At 33.2% G+C, this 19412-nt stretch carries 16 protein-coding genes; 1 reads left to right on the plus strand and 15 read right to left on the minus strand.

What is annotated here, in order from left to right; genetic code table 11:
* Positions 1–17: 17 nt before the first annotated feature.
* From asnS to Q4Q34_RS09480, 13 genes are all read right to left on the minus strand, one after another.
* Positions 18–1451: an asparagine--tRNA ligase gene (asnS, locus tag Q4Q34_RS09420; protein WP_303318706.1), complete on the minus strand. Its 1434-nt coding sequence runs from the start codon at positions 1449–1451 to the stop codon at positions 18–20.
* A gap of 89 nt (positions 1452–1540) precedes the next feature.
* Entirely contained in the window at positions 1541–3928 is a 2388-nt protein-coding gene (locus Q4Q34_RS09425) for an efflux RND transporter permease subunit (protein ID WP_303318705.1), read from the minus strand.
* 47 nt (positions 3929–3975) lie between these two features.
* The gene (locus Q4Q34_RS09430; protein WP_303318704.1) at positions 3976–5247 is read right to left on the minus strand and encodes a hypothetical protein; all 1272 of its coding nucleotides are present in this window, start codon (positions 5245–5247) and stop codon (positions 3976–3978) included.
* Between the two features lie 58 nt (positions 5248–5305).
* Entirely contained in the window at positions 5306–5863 is a 558-nt protein-coding gene (frr, locus tag Q4Q34_RS09435) for a ribosome recycling factor (RefSeq protein ID WP_303318703.1), read from the minus strand.
* A 162-nt stretch (positions 5864–6025) separates the two neighbouring features.
* Positions 6026–6733 (minus strand): UMP kinase, encoded by a 708-nt coding sequence (pyrH, locus tag Q4Q34_RS09440; RefSeq protein WP_135877353.1) that lies wholly within the window; start codon positions 6731–6733, stop codon positions 6026–6028.
* Between the two features lie 254 nt (positions 6734–6987).
* A complete protein-coding gene (gene tsf / locus Q4Q34_RS09445) occupies positions 6988–7962 on the minus strand; it encodes a translation elongation factor Ts (RefSeq protein ID WP_303318702.1) in 975 nt (324 codons plus the stop codon).
* Positions 7963–8047: 85 nt separating this feature from the next.
* Positions 8048–8833, minus strand: a complete 786-nt coding sequence (gene rpsB, locus Q4Q34_RS09450) for a 30S ribosomal protein S2 (RefSeq protein WP_303318701.1) — start codon at positions 8831–8833, stop codon at positions 8048–8050.
* Between the two features lie 237 nt (positions 8834–9070).
* The gene (gene rpsI / locus Q4Q34_RS09455; RefSeq protein ID WP_135877360.1) at positions 9071–9457 is read right to left on the minus strand and encodes a 30S ribosomal protein S9; all 387 of its coding nucleotides are present in this window, start codon (positions 9455–9457) and stop codon (positions 9071–9073) included.
* Positions 9457–9912: a 50S ribosomal protein L13 gene (rplM, locus tag Q4Q34_RS09460; protein WP_303318700.1), complete on the minus strand. Its 456-nt coding sequence runs from the start codon at positions 9910–9912 to the stop codon at positions 9457–9459. The genes rpsI and rplM overlap by 1 nt, the downstream gene beginning before the upstream one ends.
* Positions 9913–10069: 157 nt before the next feature.
* On the minus strand, positions 10070–10273 hold the full coding sequence (locus Q4Q34_RS09465) for a DUF3179 domain-containing (seleno)protein (RefSeq protein WP_303318699.1): 204 nt from the start codon (positions 10271–10273) through the stop codon (positions 10070–10072).
* A 132-nt stretch (positions 10274–10405) separates the two neighbouring features.
* Positions 10406–11380: a DUF4200 domain-containing protein gene (locus Q4Q34_RS09470; RefSeq protein ID WP_303318698.1), complete on the minus strand. Its 975-nt coding sequence runs from the start codon at positions 11378–11380 to the stop codon at positions 10406–10408.
* Positions 11381–11697: 317 nt separating this feature from the next.
* Entirely contained in the window at positions 11698–12768 is a 1071-nt protein-coding gene (locus Q4Q34_RS09475) for a DUF3179 domain-containing protein (protein ID WP_303318697.1), read from the minus strand.
* A gap of 10 nt (positions 12769–12778) precedes the next feature.
* On the minus strand, positions 12779–13699 hold the full coding sequence (locus Q4Q34_RS09480) for a hypothetical protein (RefSeq protein ID WP_303318696.1): 921 nt from the start codon (positions 13697–13699) through the stop codon (positions 12779–12781).
* A gap of 189 nt (positions 13700–13888) precedes the next feature.
* On the opposite strand from Q4Q34_RS09480, the gene Q4Q34_RS09485 reads away from it, so the two are divergent.
* Positions 13889–15835 (plus strand): YgiQ family radical SAM protein, encoded by a 1947-nt coding sequence (locus Q4Q34_RS09485; protein ID WP_303318695.1) that lies wholly within the window; start codon positions 13889–13891, stop codon positions 15833–15835.
* A gap of 160 nt (positions 15836–15995) precedes the next feature.
* Here the strand turns inward: Q4Q34_RS09485 and Q4Q34_RS09490 are convergent, their stop codons facing one another.
* Both Q4Q34_RS09490 and polA read right to left on the minus strand, forming a co-directional pair.
* Positions 15996–16361 (minus strand): endonuclease domain-containing protein, encoded by a 366-nt coding sequence (locus Q4Q34_RS09490; RefSeq protein WP_303318694.1) that lies wholly within the window; start codon positions 16359–16361, stop codon positions 15996–15998.
* Positions 16362–16548: 187 nt separating this feature from the next.
* Positions 16549–19401 carry a DNA polymerase I gene (gene polA, locus Q4Q34_RS09495; RefSeq protein WP_303318693.1) on the minus strand — a complete coding sequence of 951 codons (2853 nt, stop codon included), beginning with the start codon at positions 19399–19401 and terminating at the stop codon, positions 16549–16551.
* Between the last annotated feature and the right edge of the window lie 11 nt (positions 19402–19412).

Raw genomic sequence — 19412 nt, forward strand, 5'->3', positions numbered from 1 at the left:
CTAAAGAACGATTGTTTTTAAAATTCTGCATTTTGAGGCGTTCTTGGGAAAGGAATTACATCTCTAATGTTGCTCATTCCAGTTGCAAACATAACTAAACGTTCAAAACCTAAACCAAAACCAGAATGAACTGCTGTGCCAAATTTTCGTAAATCTAAGTACCACCAAAGATCCTCTTCAGGAATATCTATAGCAGCCATTCTTTGTTTTAATATATCTAGTCGTTCTTCACGTTGTGCACCACCAACAATTTCACCAATACCAGGAAATAAAATATCCATAGCGCGAACCGTTTCCCCATCGTCATTTAAACGCATATAAAATGCTTTAATGTTTGCTGGGTAATCGAATAAAATAACAGGACATTTAAAGTGTTTTTCTACAAGGAAACGCTCGTGTTCACTTTGTAAATCTGTACCCCATTCGTTAATTAAATATTTAAATTTCTTTTTCTTATTAGGCTTGCAATTGCGTAAAATATCAATAGCTTCTGTATAGCTAACACGTTTAAAATGATTATCTGTTACAAAATTGAGTTTCTCTATTAAAGTCATTTCGTTTCTTTCGGCTTGAGGTTTTGTTTTATCCTCATCTTGCAAGCGCTTATCTAAAAACTCTAAATCTTCACGATTATTATCTAAAATGTATTTTATAACCGATTTCATAAAATCTTCGGCTAAATCCATATTCCCAGCCAAATCCATAAAAGCAACTTCTGGTTCAATCATCCAAAATTCAGCTAAATGGCGTGATGTATTTGAGTTTTCTGCTCTAAAAGTAGGGCCGAAGGTATATACTTTACCTAAAGACATGGCATAAGTTTCAGCTTCTAGCTGACCAGAAACAGTTAAGTTAGTTTCTTTTCCAAAAAAATCTTTTGAGTAATCTACTTGTCCTTCGTCATTTAAAGGTGGATTTTTAGCGTCTAAATTAGAAACTTTAAACATTTCTCCAGCACCTTCAGCATCACTTCCTGTTATGATAGGCGTATGCATATAGTAAAAACCATTTTCGTTAAAGTATTTATGAATAGCGAACGATAATGATGAACGTAACCGCATAATCGCACTAAATGTACTGGTGCGAGTACGTAAATGTGCATTTTCTCGTAAAAACTCAAACGAATGTTTTTTGGGTTGAATTGGATAGCTGTCCGGATCTGAATCTCCTAAAACAGTTATATTGTTGACTTGTATTTCAACTTTTTGCCCTTTGCCTTGACTTTCAACTAATTCACCTTTTATATGTATAGCTGCTCCAGTTGTAATGCGTTTTAGAAGTGCTTCATCGAAATTTTCAAAATCGACAACGCATTGAATATTATTTAATGTAGAACCATCATTTAAAGCAATAAAACGATTTGCTCTAAAGGTTCTAACCCAACCTTTAATCTCTACTTCAGGAAAAGTGACATCCTGAGATAATAATTCTGAAACAGTTCGTAATTTCATAGATGTTAAAATTTAGAATGTAAAGATAAAAAAGCAATTGGCTTTTGTGCATCAAATATTTAAAAAACAGCCCTGTTTTGTCTTAGAATTTACTCCTCTTCGTCTTCTTTGGGAATAATATTTATAGCAGGTTCTCTAAGCACTTCTTTGTTCGCAATACTACGTTCTAACGATAGTAATAAAGAAGGTAGTAAAAGTAAGTTTGATAACATAGCAAATAGTAAAGTAGCAGAAACCAAGGCCCCTAATGCTACGGTACCACCAAAACTTGAAATAGTAAATACTGAAAATCCAAAAAACAACACAATGGAAGTATAGAACATACTAACACCTGTTTCTCTTAAAGCACCATAAACTGAGGTTTTAATTTTCCAATGGTTAGCTTGAAGTTCTTGGCGGTATTTAGCCAAAAAGTGAATGGTATCATCTACAGATATACCAAAGGCGATACTAAATACTAATATTGTTGAAGGTTTTATTGGGACTCCTAAATAGCCCATTAAACCTGCTGTTACTAATAATGGTAATAGGTTTGGTATTAACGATACGATAATCATTCTTCCTGATCTGAACATATAGGCCATGAATAATGAGATTAAGAAGATGGCAAGCGATAATGATATGGCTAAATTTTTCACCAAGTATTTGGTACCCTTTTGAAAGACTAAAGCTTTACCTGTCATGGTAACATCATACTTTTCCTTTGGGAAGACTTTATCTATTTTAGTTTGAAGATTTTCTTCGATGCGTTCCATTTTGTCGGTTCCAACATCTTTCATAAATGTAGTAATACGAGCATATTGACCTGTGCTATCAACAAAATTATTAAGCAAGTCTACGTTTGATGATGAGTTTTTAGCATACGATAGAATGAAACTATTTTCTTGCGATGTTGGTAATTGATAAAATTTAGTATTACCATTATAATAAGCTTGTTTAGAGTATTTAACCAATCCAACTACAGAAATTGGTTTAGACAATTCCGGAGTTTCAATAATTAAATCTTCTAATTGATCCATACGTTTCAAAGTAGAAAGTTTCATAACGCCTTTTTTACGTTTGGTATCAATCATAATTTCTAATGGCATAATACCATTAAACTCTTCCTCAAAAAAACGAATATCATTAAAAAACTCTGTGTTTTTCGGCATGTCTTCTATTAAACTGCCAGAAATTTTTATTTGATAAATACCTATAATACTTACTATTAATAGTACCAATGATGTTGTGTAAATGGCAATACGCTTTTGCCTTACCATATGCTCCATCCAATTTACAAAACCACCTATCCATCGTTTATTTAAATGTTCTAAATGCCTCTCTTTTGGATAAGGTAAAAAGGTGTAAATAATAGGAATGATAAGTAAACACAGAATAAAAATAGCTAGAATACTTAATGATGCTACAATACCAAATTCTTTTAACAGTTTGCTCTCTGTTAAAATAAAAGTTGCAAACCCAGAAGCCGTAGTCACATTAGTCATTAAAGTAGCATTACCAATTTTTGTGATAACGCGTTGTAATGATTTCACTTTATTACCATGTAATTTTACTTCGTGTTGGTATTTATTAATTAAAAATATACAGTTAGGAATTCCAATAACAATAATTAGTGGTGGTATAAGTGCGGTTAAAACAGTTATTTCATAGTTTAATAAACCAAGAATTCCTAAGGTCCACATCACTCCAATACATACCACAATAAGTGAAATTATAGTAGCTCTAAACGATCTGAAAAAGAGAAAGAAAATAAGGGATGTTACTAATAGAGCAGCGCCTATAAATAAACTAATTTCATCAACAATGTTCTGTGAATTTAAAGTTCTAATATAGGGCATTCCCGATATTCTAACATCTAATTTATTTGATTCTTCGAAACGATCTATGTGTGGTATTAAAATATTGACTACGAAATCTTTTCTGGCAGAAGTATTAACAATATCCTTTTTTAAATAAAGAGCCGTTCGGATTGTTCTTGTTTTATTATTAAATAAGAAGTTATCGTAAAAAGGATATTTTTTAAAGAGTTCTTCTTGAAGTGTTTCAACTTGAGCCAAAGAAGAGATTGAGTCTTTTATAAAAGGTTCTAAATTAAACTTTTCATTCTCAGTATCCTTTACTAGCTTTTGAAGGTCTTTAATAGAAACAACAGTTTCAACTTCATCATATTTTTTGAAATTTTCAGAAAGTTTATTCCAGGCATTTAACTTTTCAACTGTAAAAAGACTACTGTCTTTTATACCAAGAACAATAAGATTACCTTCTTCTCCAAAGGTTTTTAAAAAATTGTTGTAGGTTATATTTACGTCATGTTCATCTGGTAATAGATTAGCTTCCGTATAAGTGAAACGCATATTTTCCCACTTTGTGCTAAAGAATAAAGTGACTAATATGATGCCTATAAGAATAACAATTTTATTGCGCAGAATCAACCTCGCAATAATGTCCCAAAAATCTGTGCTAAATAATTTAAACATGCTTTATATAAACGAAGCGCAAAGGTAGAAAAAAGGAGTGTAATACGTTATAAAGAGACGTTAAATGTAAACTTAAAAGCAATATTATCACTTAATTCTGGTAAGTGATACCCGCCATAGCGATATGTAAAGCTTAAACCAAAACCAAAAAGCAGTTTATTAATTTCAAATCCGGACTCTGTGTATCCTTTTTTTAAAGATCCAAAAGTAATATTTTGATGTAATTCCGGCTGTTTTATATCACCCAAAGCATATCTTGTTATTAAAACTACTTGTGGTTTATAATGTTCTGAAATGTTAAAAGGTTTGATGTAGTGTTTGAGCTGCACTGTAGTAAACTTATCCGAAAAGAACTCATTAAAATACATGGTTTCAAAGCTGTTTAATCCAGCTACCGAAAAACGTTGCATAACCGTTTCTTTGTTAATATTGTTTGGGTAGGCATGGTACAAATGTGTTAATGGCGTATTTCCATTTGTGATTCCCGAAACTAGAGTTATCTCAGAAAGCCCATTATTTTTACTGCCAATTTTATAAACAGTTCTAAAATCTAACTTAGAAAAGTTGAAATCACTTTTAAAAACGTCTTTAAAACTCTTAGTATATTGAAGTGTGAATTGTGGATAGCCTTTTTTAGTTTCTTTTAATTTATTTTCTGAAACTTCAAATTTGCTGAAAGGATTCCATTGTAAAGAAACGTTGGCCGTACTTAAATGAAATGAATTTACAATATTGTTATCTAAAACGTATCCATAGTCGTAAGTAGGATTTATATTGCTCACAGCAAATTGAGCCTCGGTTAATAATTTGGGGTTAAATTCGTGCTCTATATTTATAGCTTTTGTAACCAGTTTATGAAATAAATCGATGTTTAATAAACGAGGTTCAAAAAATTGAAAGAACCGGCCATCTGTTAAAAATTTAGTGCTTCCAGTTTCTTGTAAATCATCAGTATAAGAAAAGTTTACCCATGTATTCGTTTTTTCGGCCACTCTAAAACCACCTCCAATGCTATATTTAAAAGTATGATCTCTAAAGCCATATACACTATAACCAGTTATGCGGTATTTTTCTGAAAACTGATCGTTAGTTATACCTCCTAAACCCGATCTGATGCCTTCATATTGATTATATTTAATTAAGTATCTTAAATCAAAGTTGAAGTATTTGGTTGGTAAGTATCCATTGCCAAGATGTTTAATAAATTGTCTTTTTTTGATAGAATCTCGAGTCGTTTCAAAGACATTTTCCGATGATTTTTGGGCATAGGAAACTGTGGCAAAAATAAAACAAAGTAAGAGGGAAGAGTGTTTTATCATTTATGATAATGAGAGGCTAAAAAATTACTAAAAAAGCGACATTTTAGTCGCTTTTTAATTATACGGTCATAATTTCCTTTTCTTTCATATCGAAAAGAGAATCAGCTTTTTTAACGTAATTATCAGTCATTTGTTGTACGTCAATTTCAGCATTCTTCATTAAGTCTTCAGATACGTCTTCTAATTTTTTAATATCGTTATTAGCATCTTTACGAGCTGTTCTAATACTAACTTTAGCATCTTCTGCTTCAGCTTTAGCTTGTTTTGCTAAATTACGTCTGCGTTCTTCTGTCAATGGTGGTACATTAATTATGATGGTTTCACCATTATTCATAGGGTTAAAACCAAGATTGGCATAAGCAATCCCACGCTCTATTTCTTGCAGCATACTTTTTTCCCAAGGTTGGACCGTAATGGTTCTTCCATCTGGGGTATTTACATTAGCAACTTGACTTAATGGTGTTTGTGACCCATAATAATCTACCATAACGCTGCCAAGCATAGAAGGACTTGCTTTTCCTGCTCTAATATTAACAAACTGCTTTTCTAAATGCTTTATAGCATTATCCATAGCTTCTTTGGTTGAATCTAATATAAATTGTATGTCTTCGTTCATTGTGTCAAAACTTTTAGGTCAATATAAATAGTTATCTGCACATATTTGTTAAAAAAATTTGTACAAATACGAATATACTTATTTCAAAAATTACGCCAAACTAACAACCTTTTTGTTTTATATATAGGTATTAAATACCTTAAGGTTGGAGTTTTATTTATTTTATAAGTTAACTTCAGTACCAATTTTTTCGCCTGAAACTACTTTAAGTAAATTACCTTTTTTATTCATATCGAAAACAATTATAGGTAATTCGTTTTCTTGACTAAGTGTAAAGGCTGTAGTATCCATTACTTTTAACCCTTTGCGTAAAACATCATCAAAAGATATGAAATTAAATTTAATGGCATTATTATCCTTTTCAGGATCTGTATTATAAATACCATCAACACGTGTACCTTTTAAAATAACGTCAGCTTCAACTTCTATAGCTCTTAAAACAGCAGCAGAATCTGTAGTGAAATATGGATTACCTGTACCACCACCAAAAATTACAACGCGACCTTTTTCCAGATGACGCATAGCTTTTCTTCTAATAAAAGGCTCAGCTACTTCGTTAATTTTTATTGCTGTTTGTAAACGAGTTGGTATATCGGCATCTTCTAAAGCGCCTTGTAAGGCTAAACCATTTATAACAGTAGCTAGCATACCCATATGATCGCCTTGTACGCGATCCATTCCTTTACTAGCTCCAGCTACGCCTCTAAAAATATTTCCGCCTCCAATAACTATGGCAACTTGTACACCTTTATCTGTAATAGTTTTTATGTCCTGCGCGTATTCTGCTAATCGTTCTGGGTCGATACCATATTGGCGATCTCCCATTAATGCTTCTCCTGATAGTTTTAGGAGTATTCTTTTGTATTTCATTCGTTGTTTACTGAAGTTGTGCAAAATTAAACAATTTTTTGCTGTTTAACGAAGACCTATATATCAAAAATAAGAATCACTGAAAATAGAGGAATGTATTAACATCTGAAAGCTGAATATTTTTAGAATATCTGAACTTATTTTGACTTAATTATTTGTAAAATAAACCAGAACGTTACAAACAAAAAAACCACCAACTCTAGTAGAGTGGTGGTTTTTTGTATTAAAGAGATTCCTGTCTGCACAGGAATTTATTATCCTACAGAAGCACGTTTGAAACCTGTAATTTCAACATCACCGTAAGATGCTACATATTTAGCAACATTTATTTTTTCATCTTTAATGAAGTTTTGATCTAATAAACATTGTTCTTGGTCAAGTGTTGTGTTATCAGAAATAAAACGATCCATTTTTCCTGGTAAAATTCTGTCCCAGATTTGTTCTGGCTTACCTTCGGCTTTTAATTCAGCTTTAGCAGCTTCTTCAGCGTTAGCTAAAACTTCTGGAGTTAACTGTGCCATAGAAATAAATTGAGGTACATTTTTAAGTGTTTTGCCTAAACGACCTAATTCGATATTATCTTTTTCAATAACAGCAATTCTAGCTTCGGTTTCTGAAGCAACAAACGCAGGATCGAAATCTTTATAAGATAACGTAGTTGCTCCCATAGAAGCTACTTGCATGGCTACGTCTTTAACTAGTGTCTCTGCATTATCTACTTTAGCAGATAACCCTACTAATGCAGCAATTTTATTGATATGTACATAAGACCCAACAAAAGGTGCTTCTAATTTTTCAAAAGAAGTGATGTCTAATTTTTCACCAATAACACCTGTTTGTTCTGTTAATTTATCAGCAACAGTCATGCCTCCAAAATCAGCAGCTAAAAAGGCTTCTTTTGAATTGTAGTTTAAAGCAATTTCAGCTAATTCATTTGCTAATGCTAAAAAGTTTTCGTTCTTACCAACAAAGTCAGTTTCACAACCTAATACAATAGCAACGCCTTGAGTTTGATCTGCATTAATTTTAGCAACAGCTGCACCTTCAGAAGAATCTCTGTCAGCTCTTTTTTCTGCTACTTTTTGACCTTTTTTACGTAGTACTTCAATGGCTTTGTCAAAATCGCCTTGAGCTTCAACTAAAGCTTTTTTGCAATCCATCATACCAGCACCAGTTGCTTTTCTTAGCTTGTTTACTTCTGCTGCTGTAATTTTTACTGTAGATTCCATATCTTAATTAATTTAAAAAAGTCGTTCAAATAATTTCGGCTAAGAAAAGAATTAAACGACTTATTTGTATTGTGTAATTGTTAATTTATTCTTCTTCTTCGACTGCAGTCGCTTTAGCTGGAGCAGCTTCAGTTTTAGCTTTAGCTTTTGGAGCTTCAGTAGCAGATGCCGCAGCATCTTTTTCTGCTTTACGTTCAGCTAAACCATTAGCGATAGAAGTTGTAACGTGAGTTAAAATTTTATCAATTGATTTAGAAGCATCATCATTTGCAGGGATTACATAATCAACTTGACGTGGGTCTGAGTTGGTATCTACCATTGCAAAAATAGGAATGTTTAATTTTTGTGCTTCTTTAATCGCGATATGCTCACGTTTAATATCTACAACAAATAAAGCTCCTGGTAAACGAGTCATATCGCTAATAGAACCTAAGTTTTTCTCTAACTTAGCTCTTAAACGATCTACTTGTAAACGCTCTTTTTTAGAAAGCGTCATGAACGTACCGTCCTTCTTCATTCTATCAATAGAAGCCATTTTTTTAACAGCTTTTCTAATAGTAACAAAGTTTGTTAGCATACCACCTGGCCATCTTTCTGTGATGTAAGGCATGTTAATAGAACCGGCTTTTTCTGCTACGATATCTTTTGCTTGTTTTTTTGTTGCAACGAATAAAATTTTACGACCTGAATTAGCAATTTTGCTTAATGCAGCACCTGCTTCATCAATTTTTGCCGCTGTTTTATAAAGGTTGATAATATGGATGCCGTTGCGCTCCATATATACGTAAGGAGCCATGTTTGGATCCCACTTACGTGTAAGGTGACCGAAGTGTACACCTGCTTCAAGTAATTCTTTTACTTCTACTGCCATTTTGTAATAGTTTACGTTCTGTTGAATTAGCAATGATTAAGTGGTCATTTTTTAATCGCCTTAACCATTTAGATGCTAAACTAAATCCTGTCTTTTGGACTAGGACAACAATAACTAGTTTTTTAAGTCCTGAACTTGTTTCAAGATCTTTTTAATTTTTTTTAAGCTGAAATTTTTTCAGCTTCTTTTGAAAATGTTTCTGGTAACCGATAAACAGACACCGAAACAAGTTCGGTATTAACGTTTAGAGAATTGGAATTTCTTACGCGCTTTCTTCTGTCCGAATTTTTTACGCTCTACCATTCTTGGATCTCTTGTTAATAAACCTTCTGGTTTTAAAGTTAATCTGTTTTCAGCATCAACTTCGCACATTGCGCGAGATATTGCTAAACGAACAGCTTCTGCTTGACCTGTAATACCGCCTCCAAATACATTTACTGTAATATCAAAGTTGCTATCATTGTTAGTCATAACTAAAGGTTGTTTTACTTTGTACTGTAATGTTGCAGTAGTAAAGTAAGACGTTATGTCTTTTTTATTAATCGTGATGTTCCCTTTTCCTGGGGCAACATACACACGAGCAACAGCCGTCTTTCTACGGCCAATTTTGTGAATTACTTCCATTATTTGAATTCGTTTAAGTTAATTGTTTTTGGCTTTTGAGCTTCATGAGTATGAGTCGGGCCAACAACAACATTTAAATTACGGAATAAACTTGCACCTAATTTGTTTTTAGGTAACATTCCTTTTACTGATTTCTCTACCACTCTTGCTGGGTCTTTTCCAAACAATTCTGTAGCAGTTAAACTTCTTTGACCACCTGGGTAACCTGTGTGACGAATGTACGTTTTATCGGTCCATTTGTTTCCAGATAAGCTGATTTTTTCTGCATTGATAACAATAACGTTATCGCCGCAATCAACATGTGGTGTGAAGTTTGGCTTGTGCTTACCTCTTAAAAGTTTAGCAACTTTAGAAGCGAGACGACCAAGTGCTTGACCTTCAGCATCAACTAAAACCCACTGCTTATTTACAGTAGCTTTGTTGGCTGAAATCGTTTTGTAGCTTAATGTATCCACACTAATTAATTTTTATTTATTAAACATTCCTCTCTCGAAAAGAGTTTGCAAATTTACGATTATATATTTGATTACCAAATAGTGAAGACAGATAATTTCACACATTAAAATTTATAGTTTAAATGTGGGTTTAATACTTGATTTTAATCGATATTTATTAAGGTGTGTAAATTTCTGGATACGGATAAAATGCTGCTATAGCAAACCAATAACTTACAACGGATTTTACGCTTAAAAGTGTTTCCCCTTCTCTAGGACCCTCAATAGTTTTTCCGAAAATAGACCATTTGTTTCCTTCATTATCTTTAAAAAAAGCTTTGAAATTGTTGTTTAACAAAAGAGACTGTCTAAAAAGTGTCATTCTGAATGGAATGAAGAATCTCTTTAAAATAAATGACTCTGATTATGAGTGAAATAAGATTCTTCGCGTTGCTCTGAATGACAAGATTAACCACTTTTTAGACAGTCTCTTTAAAATATTTTTTCGGTACACTTATTTTTTCAATGTTTCCAGTCTATTTTTAATGATTTCTATTTCTTTTTCCAACTTCTTAAAAGATAGCACTTCAGATTTAAGTTTTTCAATCTCTTTCTCTTGTTGAATAGTGTATAATGTTAATTCTTCTATTTTCTGTAATAACTTCGCATCCATTTCTCCTAAGAAAATCCCATATTTATTTACTTCTTCAGCACTAGGAATATCTTTTAAATGTCCTTTTTTTGAGATATGGTTTTCAACCTCTGTAAGTGTTGGTAATTTGTAATCATCATCAAAAACAAAATCTGACCAATTAGAATGTAAAGCTACTTTCACTTCTTCTGCTGCTATATCCCCTTTAACGCCTAATCTAAATCCTTTAGTGTCAGTTGTTCCAATACCTACATTGCCACCATAATCATTTAATATCAAATCACCTGTGATTGTATTACTAGATGAGTTTCTAGATCTTATAAATAAGTTTCCATTAGGAGCAGTATGCTCCAATACAAAGTTGTTATCTGTGAGTTGCGATCTTCTAATTTTAAATAGATCTTCTATTTTAATACCATCATAATCAGCTAAGCTTGATAACTCTAATGTCATTGAAGGAGAATTAGTCCCGATACCAAACTTTACTGTTCCTGCTCCATCCGATCTATGACCATGAAACGAAAAAATTTTATCGGGTCCATTTAAACCTAAAACACTAACGTCAAAAATACCTGAACTAGTAATATTCACATTACCTCCTCTTCTTGCAATTCCTGGTCCTTTATCACCTGAAGAGATATTAACATCACCAGCAAAAGAATCATTTGTCATACCATTTAAAAAAATAATAGCTGGTTCTTGATCGTCAAAAATACTCCCTCCTTGCATAATCCATCGACTTGTTTCACCTGTTCCATATTTATAAGAAGTTGCTTCTTGTGAATTCAATAAAAAACTTGCAAAAAAAATAAGTGTGTATTTGAAATATTGTTTCATCTTTAAAATTTTACATGTTAAACTGTTTCGTACGATTAAATTTACATAAAAGTAATTAATTATATCTAATATTTAATTGTTTTCTGTAAAAATAGTTATGATTTTTAAAATTAATTTGATTCTTAATTTTAATTAGAAATAGAATTGAAAAAATAAGCATAGAAAGTGAAATGCTTAGTTCTTATGAGGGAAGTAGGACTGTAGTTCACCAGATTAAATGAAAACCAAGGCTCTAAAATTAAACAGATTGCTTCGTGCCTCGCAATGACGTATAACTACAACTTTTTAGATAGTTCTTTCTTTCAAGATTAACTATTTTATATCTCAGAATAAATTTCTGGATCTGGATAAAATGCTGCTATAGCAAACCAATAGCTCACTACAGATTTCACGCTTAAAAGTGTTTCCCCTTCTCTGGGACCCTCAATAGCTTTTCCGAAAATAGACCATTTGTTTCCTTCATTATCTTTAAAAAAGGCTTCAGAACCGTTAAAGTCGTATTCAAACACTAGATCTTTATGCTCATCGGTTAGCTTATATCCATAGATTACATCTTCGTTGCCAACAATTAAATAGTCTTCAGCTTTGAAGGTATCTCGAATTATATTTCCATTATTGAAGTCTGAAAATTGATAAACTTTAGATTTGTCCTGGGCAATGATTGCGTAAACGCGTCTTTTATTCGGTAAAGCTGAATTTGTAATTTCTGGAGTAAAAATAAATCGATTATGGTTAGTCGCGTAATCTCCATAAGGCGAGATGCCATAAGTTCTTGAAAAACCTGTTTGTGGTGTTAGAACTTCTGTATTCGGATAAAGTGTTTTCCATGTTTTCCAATTTGTTTCTACTACATCAATTAATTCAGGTTTGTTGTTAATTAGTGGGCCATTTACACATTCAAGTCTTAATTGAGACCAGTTGCTATCTGTATTTCTATCATATAATATTAGATTAGCATTGTATAGTAAACCAGATACTCCAAAGGTACTCTTTGTTCCGTTACTCATACTTTCCCAAGCAAAAGCTGTTCCGGTTAGTGGACAATAATTTAAAGTGATAAACGCATTGTCTATCTCATCATTTACAACTTCATGCCAATCTAAAATAATGTGAGGATAGGCTTTGGCCTGATTACCTTTTACAACGCCAACAACGAGATCATTATCATTTAGAAAATTAGCGTTATCGGCAGTAGTAAAATTAGGATTATCAATTGAAGGAATTCCATCTTTACCAGGTCCTCCATCTTTCACATCCGAAATTGGTATCAACCATTGACCAGAATTGTTATTGGCTCCACCAGGTGTTGTATCGTTGTTAATGTCACTACTGCTACAAGAAATAAGTAACGAGCAACATGCAAATAGATAAAAAACATTTTTTTTCATAGCATTTAGTTTAATTGTAAAACATTTTTTTCGGGTTTATTTTTATTAAAACCCCAGTGGTAATTCTATAGGTTGGTGTTAATTGAGTACCATCAACATTACTATAAATAGGGAGCTCTGCTTTTGTTGAAAAGCTTATGGATGGTGTTATGTTTATGGAAAAGTTAGGGATTATAAACACCCAATTACCTCCAGTATTATCCAGTTTTCCCCCGCCAGTTTCATCTTTCACAGTGTTTCTATACTTAAAAGATATGCTAGGACTTGCAAGGGTTTTAAGAAAAGTAAATTGATCTGAAAAACTTAAAAACCCTTGAAATTCATTACCGTATTTGTATGTTGAATTTCCCAGATAATCATTGTCTATTCCTGTACTTCTGTAAACAAATCTTGTCGATACGCTTAAAGATGGTCTGAAATCAAAACGTTTTGAAGCAGAGAGCCAGTAGATAATATCCCAGGCATTGCTACCCGGTTGTAAATCATTAATTAATAATATGCCGCGGCTATCAACTTCTGAGGATGACCCTATGGGGATTTTTGAACCTAATCCAAAAATTAAATCGCTGTTTTTTGATATTAAATCAGGGAAATTATACTTTAATAAAATGATGGCATCGCCAACACCAGACGAAGCTTCTAAATTTTTACTGCCATCAAATGTACTTGTAATTATACGACGTTGATTTACCCAAGTAAATAGCCCTTCTACAGAAAACCTATTGGTAATAGCATAACTGGTATTAAATAAAATAGAATGTGTTATGCGTAATCTTGTATTATCATTTAATGTTTCAGTTCCTGAGTTTAAAGTGTTCAGGTTATTATAATCATAATTGAGACCTAGTTGAAGCGTGCCTTTTTCAGATATAGGCAAACCAATATTATTTGATAAGGGGATACCTCCAGAACAACATGTTTGAGCATTCATTTGCGTGTATGTTAAAACACACATAATGAAAAAAAATCCTCTGAATTTCATGGCAAATCTCTTAACGGTACATAAGGTGTCGTTAAAAGAAGCGTTGCCTTACTAACTTTAACATTAATAGTTGTTTATATTCAGGATTCTTTTAACGATTCTATTTAAGAGTCAATTTTTGCCTATTTTTGCGGCGTTATGCAAGAGTTAAAACTTTCAGATTGGTTGCCTACCACAAATAAAGAGGTTAAAATACGTGGTTGGGATGAGTTAGACGTCATTTTATTTAGTGGTGATGCTCATGTAGATCACCCATCGTTTGGTCCTGCGGTCATTGGTCGTATTTTAGAAAGTTATGGTTTGCGTGTCGCCGTGGTGCCTCAACCTAATGTTAATGATAATCTCCAAGATTTTGTAAAATTGGGTGCTCCAAAATTGTTTTTTGGGGTTACAGGTGGTTGTATGGATCCTATGATTAGCAACTATAATGCTAATAAAAAACGTCGCGACAAAGATGCTTATACACCCAATGGGGATATTGGTTTTCGACCAGATTATGCCACAACAGTATACTCTAAAATTTTAAAAGAAAAATGGCCGGATGTTCCAGTTTTAATAGGAGGTATTGAAGCGTCGTTGCGTCGGGTAACACATTATGACTATTGGAGTGATAAATTAGTGCCTACTATTTTAGAAAGCTCAAAAGCGGATATGCTGGTTTATGGAATGGGAGAACAACCTTTACGAGAAGTTGTACGTTTATTACAAAAAGGGGTGCCTTTTAGCAGTATTACCACAATAAAACAAACCGCAGTACTTTTAAATAAAGATGCTAAAATACCTAAGAATAGTAATTGGGAAGATGTTGAAATTGTATCACATGAAACCTGTTTAAAGGATAAAAAGGCTTTTGCATCTAATTTTAAGGTTATTGAACAGGAATCTAATAAGCTATTTGCGCGGCGTATTTTTCAGAGAGTTGGAGAGAAGACATTAATGATTAATCCACCGTACCCTACCATGACGGAAAAGGAGATCGATGCTTCTTTCGATTTACCATATACGCGTCTGCCACATCCTAAATATAACAAACGAGGCCCTATCCCCGCGTTTGAAATGATTAAGTTTTCTATAAACATACATCGCGGTTGTTTTGGCGGATGTAGTTTTTGTACGATCTCTGCGCACCAAGGAAAATTTATTGCGTCTCGTAGCCAAGAGTCTGTATTGCGCGAAGTCGATACTGTGGCAAATATGCCAGACTTTAAAGGCTACTTATCAGATATTGGAGGACCAAGTGCGAATATGTATAAAATGAAAGGTAAAGTACAGTCTATTTGTGATAAGTGTGTAGCACCTTCCTGTATTTCGCCAGTTATTTGCAGTAATTTAGATACTTCTCATAAACCATTAACCAAATTATATCAAGCAGTTGATAAGCATCCAAAAGTAAAAAAATCTTTTATAGGTAGCGGTATTCGTCATGATATGCTTGTGCCAGAGTTTAATAAAAATGCGGATGCAAAAGAATTAGATGATTATACTGAAGAGGTGATGACAAAACATGTGTCAGGTAGGCTCAAAGTAGCACCAGAACATACTAGTGACCCTGTTCTAAAATTAATGAGGAAACCATCGTTCACTTATTTTCATAAGTTTAAAGAGCGTTTTGATAAGATTAATATTAAGAAGAATTTAAAGCTCCAGTTAATTCCTTATTTTATATCGAATCATCCAGCCTGTGAAGCCGAAGATATGGCAAATCTTGCTGCTGAAACTAAGGATATGGGGTTTCAACTTGAGCAAGTACAAGGCTTTACGCCAACACCTATGACGGTAGCTACAGTAATATACTATAGCGGATATCATCCTTACACGCTTAAAAAAGTAAATACACCAAAAACAAGAAAAGAAAAAGACGAACAACATCGATTTTTCTTCTGGTATAAAAGAGAAAATAAAGACTGGATTAAAAAGACTTTAAATAAATTGGGGCGCCAAGATTTATTAAAAGTACTACTACCAGAAAATGATAAATGGCGAAAAAATAAGCCAGGTAAACCTAAGCATACTTTTAATGATGCTGTTCCTTTTAATCAGCGAAAGAATAAGGCGAAGTTTAAGAGTAAGAAGAAGCGGAGGTAGTAACACCCCTGTAGTCCTCTCAAGGGGACAATCTAAATCATGAAACCTATAATACAAACTAAAGTTATTAGATCTATTAAGTAGATAATATTTGGGCTACAAGCAACAGATATGCCGTTATAATTGTCCCCTTGAGGGGACTTTAGGGGTGTTTTCATAATTATTCCATCAATTCTTTTACAGTCTCTTCAATAACCAATAAAACACTGAACATATTTTTCTTGACTTCTTCATTTGAAAATCTCAAAAACCTAACACCATAAACTTCTAATTCTCCCTGCCTTTTAGAATTGTATAAAAAGCTATGGTAATGACTACTACCATCAATTTCAATAGCTAAACCAATTTCATGACAATAAAAGTCAACAATATAATTAAGCATAGGAACTTGTCTGTGAAATTGAACACCGTAAGCACGTTGCTTAATATTCTGCCATAACAAAACTTCGGGTAAAGTACTGTTTTTTCGAAGCTGTCTTGCGAGTTGTTTTAATTCAGGGTTGTATGGAATTATTTTGTTTCTCATGGGTTACATTTTGTGCTCTGACACCCCTAAAGTCCCCTCAAGGGGACAATCCTTAAATTAAACTTAGGAACTGGTATTATAGAGTGTTTTTCATTAGATTTAAAACAATATAATTCTACAGTTGGTTTTGGAAATAATGGAAGAAAAAATATTTATTTCAATGTAATGATAATTGAAAATAAATAATTTAATGCGCCTCCAGCCAGTTATCGCCAGTATCTAAATCAACATCTAAAGGAACAGCTAAAGTATAAGCGTTTTCCATTTCTGTTTTAACAAGAGACTTGATGGTTTCTAATTCGGGTTTATATACATCAAAAACCAATTCATCATGCACCTGTAAAAGCATTTTAGATTTATAGTTTCCTTTAGAGAGTTTGTCATAAATATTAATCATGGCAATTTTAATAATATCGGCAGCACTTCCTTGTATAGGAGCGTTTACAGCATTTCTTTCAGCAGCACCTCTAACAACAGCATTTCTTGAATTAATATCTTTTAAGTAACGACGACGTCCTAATACGGTTTGTACATAACCATTGTCCCTGGCAAAATCGACTTGTTCGCTAATAAAGTTTCTAAGTTTTGGATACGTTGCGTAATATGTATCTATAAGTTCTTTGGATTCACTTCTAGATAAATCTGTTTGATTGCTTAATCCAAAGGCAGAAACGCCATAAATAATTCCAAAATTAACCGTCTTAGCATTACTACGTTGTTCGCGAGTTACTTTGTCTAAAGGAACATTAAATACTTTTGAAGCTGTAGATGCGTGAATATCTTCTCCATTTTTAAATGCAGAAATCATAGTTTCTTCTTCACTTAAAGCAGCAATAATGCGGAGTTCTATTTGAGAATAATCCGCAGCCAAAAGTGTATATTCTTCGTTTCTTGGAATAAAAGCCTTTCTTACCTGTCTACCACGTTCTGTACGAATAGGGATATTTTGAAGATTCGGATTATTACTACTTAACCTTCCGGTTGCCGCAACTGTCTGCATATAGTCGGTGTGCACACGGCCGGTTGATTCTTCAACTTGACTTGGCAAAGCATCGACATAAGTACTTTTTAATTTCGCTAAGCCTCTATAGTCTAAAATATTTTGAATGATATCATGCTCTTTTGCTAAATAAGATAAAATATCTTCAGAAGTTGCATATTGGCCTGTTTTAGTTTTCTTAGGTTTATCTACAAGTTTCAATTTTTCAAAAAGTATGATCCCTAGTTGCTTTGGCGATGCGATGTTAAATTCCTCACCTGCAGCCTCGTAAATTTTTGTTTCTAATGAAGCAATATCGTTGTTTAATTCTTCCGAGAGTGTCTCAAGGAATTTTTTATCCAGATTGATACCTTCTAATTCCATTGCTGCCAATACGCGAAGTAATGGTACTTCAATGTCATCGAAAAGTTTTTGAGTATTCGCCTCACCTAATTCTTTTTCAAAATGTTCTTTTAATTGAAGTGTTATATCTGAATCTTCAACCGCATATTCAGTTTGTTTTTCTAGAGGAACATCTCGCATTAATAATTGATTTTTTCCTTTTTTCCCGATAAGAGTTTCTATAGAAATAGGCGTGTAATTTAAATACGTTTCTGCTAACACATCCATATTATGTCGCATATCTGGATTAATGAGGTAATGTGCTAACATGGTGTCAAACAATTTACCTTTAACTTCAACATTATATTTAGCCAGAACTTTAATATCATATTTTAAATTCTGACCAATTTTCTGAATACCTTCATTTTCAAAAAACGGACGTAACTGTTCTATAAGGTCTTGTGCTTCTGTTTTATCTTCAGGGAATGGTAAATAAAACCCTTTACCTACTTCCCAAGAAAAGGCAATACCGACCAATTCTGCTGTAATAGGATTTAAACCTGTAGTTTCTGTATCGAAACATACGGACGTTTGATTCATTAAATTTTTAATGAAGAGTTTCGTAGCAATTCCTGAGTCTACACTTTGATAAAAATGAGATGTTGTTTCTGCTGTTTTTCTTTGAAATGCTGAACTTGTTTCAGTATCCGTCTCATTAGTAGAGTCCTCTCCTCCAAACAAAGAAAATTGTCCAGAACCTGCAGAGGCTTGTTCTTTGGGTGTCGCTTTTGTTTCTGTTTGTTTTGCCGTAGTATTAGTTTGTGAAGTGTCGCTGCCTGTAGCAAATGTTTTGTTGAAATTGTCAATTAAGCGTCTAAACTCTAATTCTTGGAAAATCTCGGTGACTTTTGGGATGTTAGGGTGGTCTAATTCAAAATCTTTAGCATCAAAAGTTACAGGTACATCTAACATGATTGTTGCTAATTTTTTGGATAAACGCCCTAACTCTCCATTGGCTTCAATTTTTTCTTTCATCTTACCTTTCAACTCATGGGTGTTGGCTAAAAGGTTTTCCATACTGCCATATTGTGCTAAAAACTTTTTGGCTGTTTTTTCACCAACACCAGGAAGCCCAGGAATGTTGTCACTGGAATCCCCCATCATTCCCAAAAAGTCAATGACTTGTAAAGGATCGGTAACCTCGAATTTTTTCTGTACTTCCGGAATACCCCAGGTTTCATAACCTCCACCAAAAACAGGGCGGTACATGAAAATATTTTCAGATACCAATTGTGCAAAATCTTTGTCCGGAGTTACCATAAACGTTTTATAACCTTCTTTTTCGGCTTGCTTGGAAAGTGTTCCAATAACATCATCGGCTTCATAACCTTCCTTAACCATAATAGGAATGTGCATAGCCTTAAGGATGTTATAAATATAAGGAATAGCCACTTTAATGGCCTCAGGTGTTTCATCTCTATTCGCCTTATATTCTTGATACATCTCAACTCTATCTACACTTCCTCCTTTATCAAAACAAACAGCAAGATGGTCGGGTCGTTCTCGCTTAATAACATCTAAAAGCGAATTCATAAAACCTAAAATAGCTGAAGTATCTGTACCTTTTGAGTTAATTCTAGGGTTTTTAATAAAGGCATAATAACCACGAAAAATTAAAGCATAGGCATCTACTAAGAAAAGACGTTTTTGATCAGACATGTTGTTTGTTT

Origin of the sequence: Flavivirga abyssicola, assembly GCF_030540775.2 — a bacterium.
In the GTDB taxonomy this organism is placed as follows: domain Bacteria; phylum Bacteroidota; class Bacteroidia; order Flavobacteriales; family Flavobacteriaceae; genus Flavivirga; species Flavivirga abyssicola.

Coding starts and splice junctions, on each gene's coding strand:
- asnS (WP_303318706.1), bottom strand. CDS start 1,451: ATGAAATTACGAACTGTTTCAGAATTATTATCTCAGGATGTCACTTTT.
- Q4Q34_RS09425 (WP_303318705.1), bottom strand. CDS start 3,928: ATGTTTAAATTATTTAGCACAGATTTTTGGGACATTATTGCGAGGTTG.
- Q4Q34_RS09430 (WP_303318704.1), bottom strand. CDS start 5,247: ATGATAAAACACTCTTCCCTCTTACTTTGTTTTATTTTTGCCACAGTT.
- frr (WP_303318703.1), bottom strand. CDS start 5,863: ATGAACGAAGACATACAATTTATATTAGATTCAACCAAAGAAGCTATG.
- pyrH (WP_135877353.1), bottom strand. CDS start 6,733: ATGAAATACAAAAGAATACTCCTAAAACTATCAGGAGAAGCATTAATG.
- tsf (WP_303318702.1), bottom strand. CDS start 7,962: ATGGAATCTACAGTAAAAATTACAGCAGCAGAAGTAAACAAGCTAAGA.
- rpsB (WP_303318701.1), bottom strand. CDS start 8,833: ATGGCAGTAGAAGTAAAAGAATTACTTGAAGCAGGTGTACACTTCGGT.
- rpsI (WP_135877360.1), bottom strand. CDS start 9,457: ATGGAAGTAATTCACAAAATTGGCCGTAGAAAGACGGCTGTTGCTCGT.
- Q4Q34_RS09465 (WP_303318699.1), bottom strand. CDS start 10,273: ATGACACTTTTTAGACAGTCTCTTTTGTTAAACAACAATTTCAAAGCT.
- Q4Q34_RS09470 (WP_303318698.1), bottom strand. CDS start 11,380: ATGAAACAATATTTCAAATACACACTTATTTTTTTTGCAAGTTTTTTA.
- Q4Q34_RS09475 (WP_303318697.1), bottom strand. CDS start 12,768: ATGAAAAAAAATGTTTTTTATCTATTTGCATGTTGCTCGTTACTTATT.
- Q4Q34_RS09480 (WP_303318696.1), bottom strand. CDS start 13,699: ATGAATGCTCAAACATGTTGTTCTGGAGGTATCCCCTTATCAAATAAT.
- Q4Q34_RS09485 (WP_303318695.1), top strand. CDS start 13,889: ATGCAAGAGTTAAAACTTTCAGATTGGTTGCCTACCACAAATAAAGAG.
- Q4Q34_RS09490 (WP_303318694.1), bottom strand. CDS start 16,361: ATGAGAAACAAAATAATTCCATACAACCCTGAATTAAAACAACTCGCA.
- polA (WP_303318693.1), bottom strand. CDS start 19,401: ATGTCTGATCAAAAACGTCTTTTCTTAGTAGATGCCTATGCTTTAATT.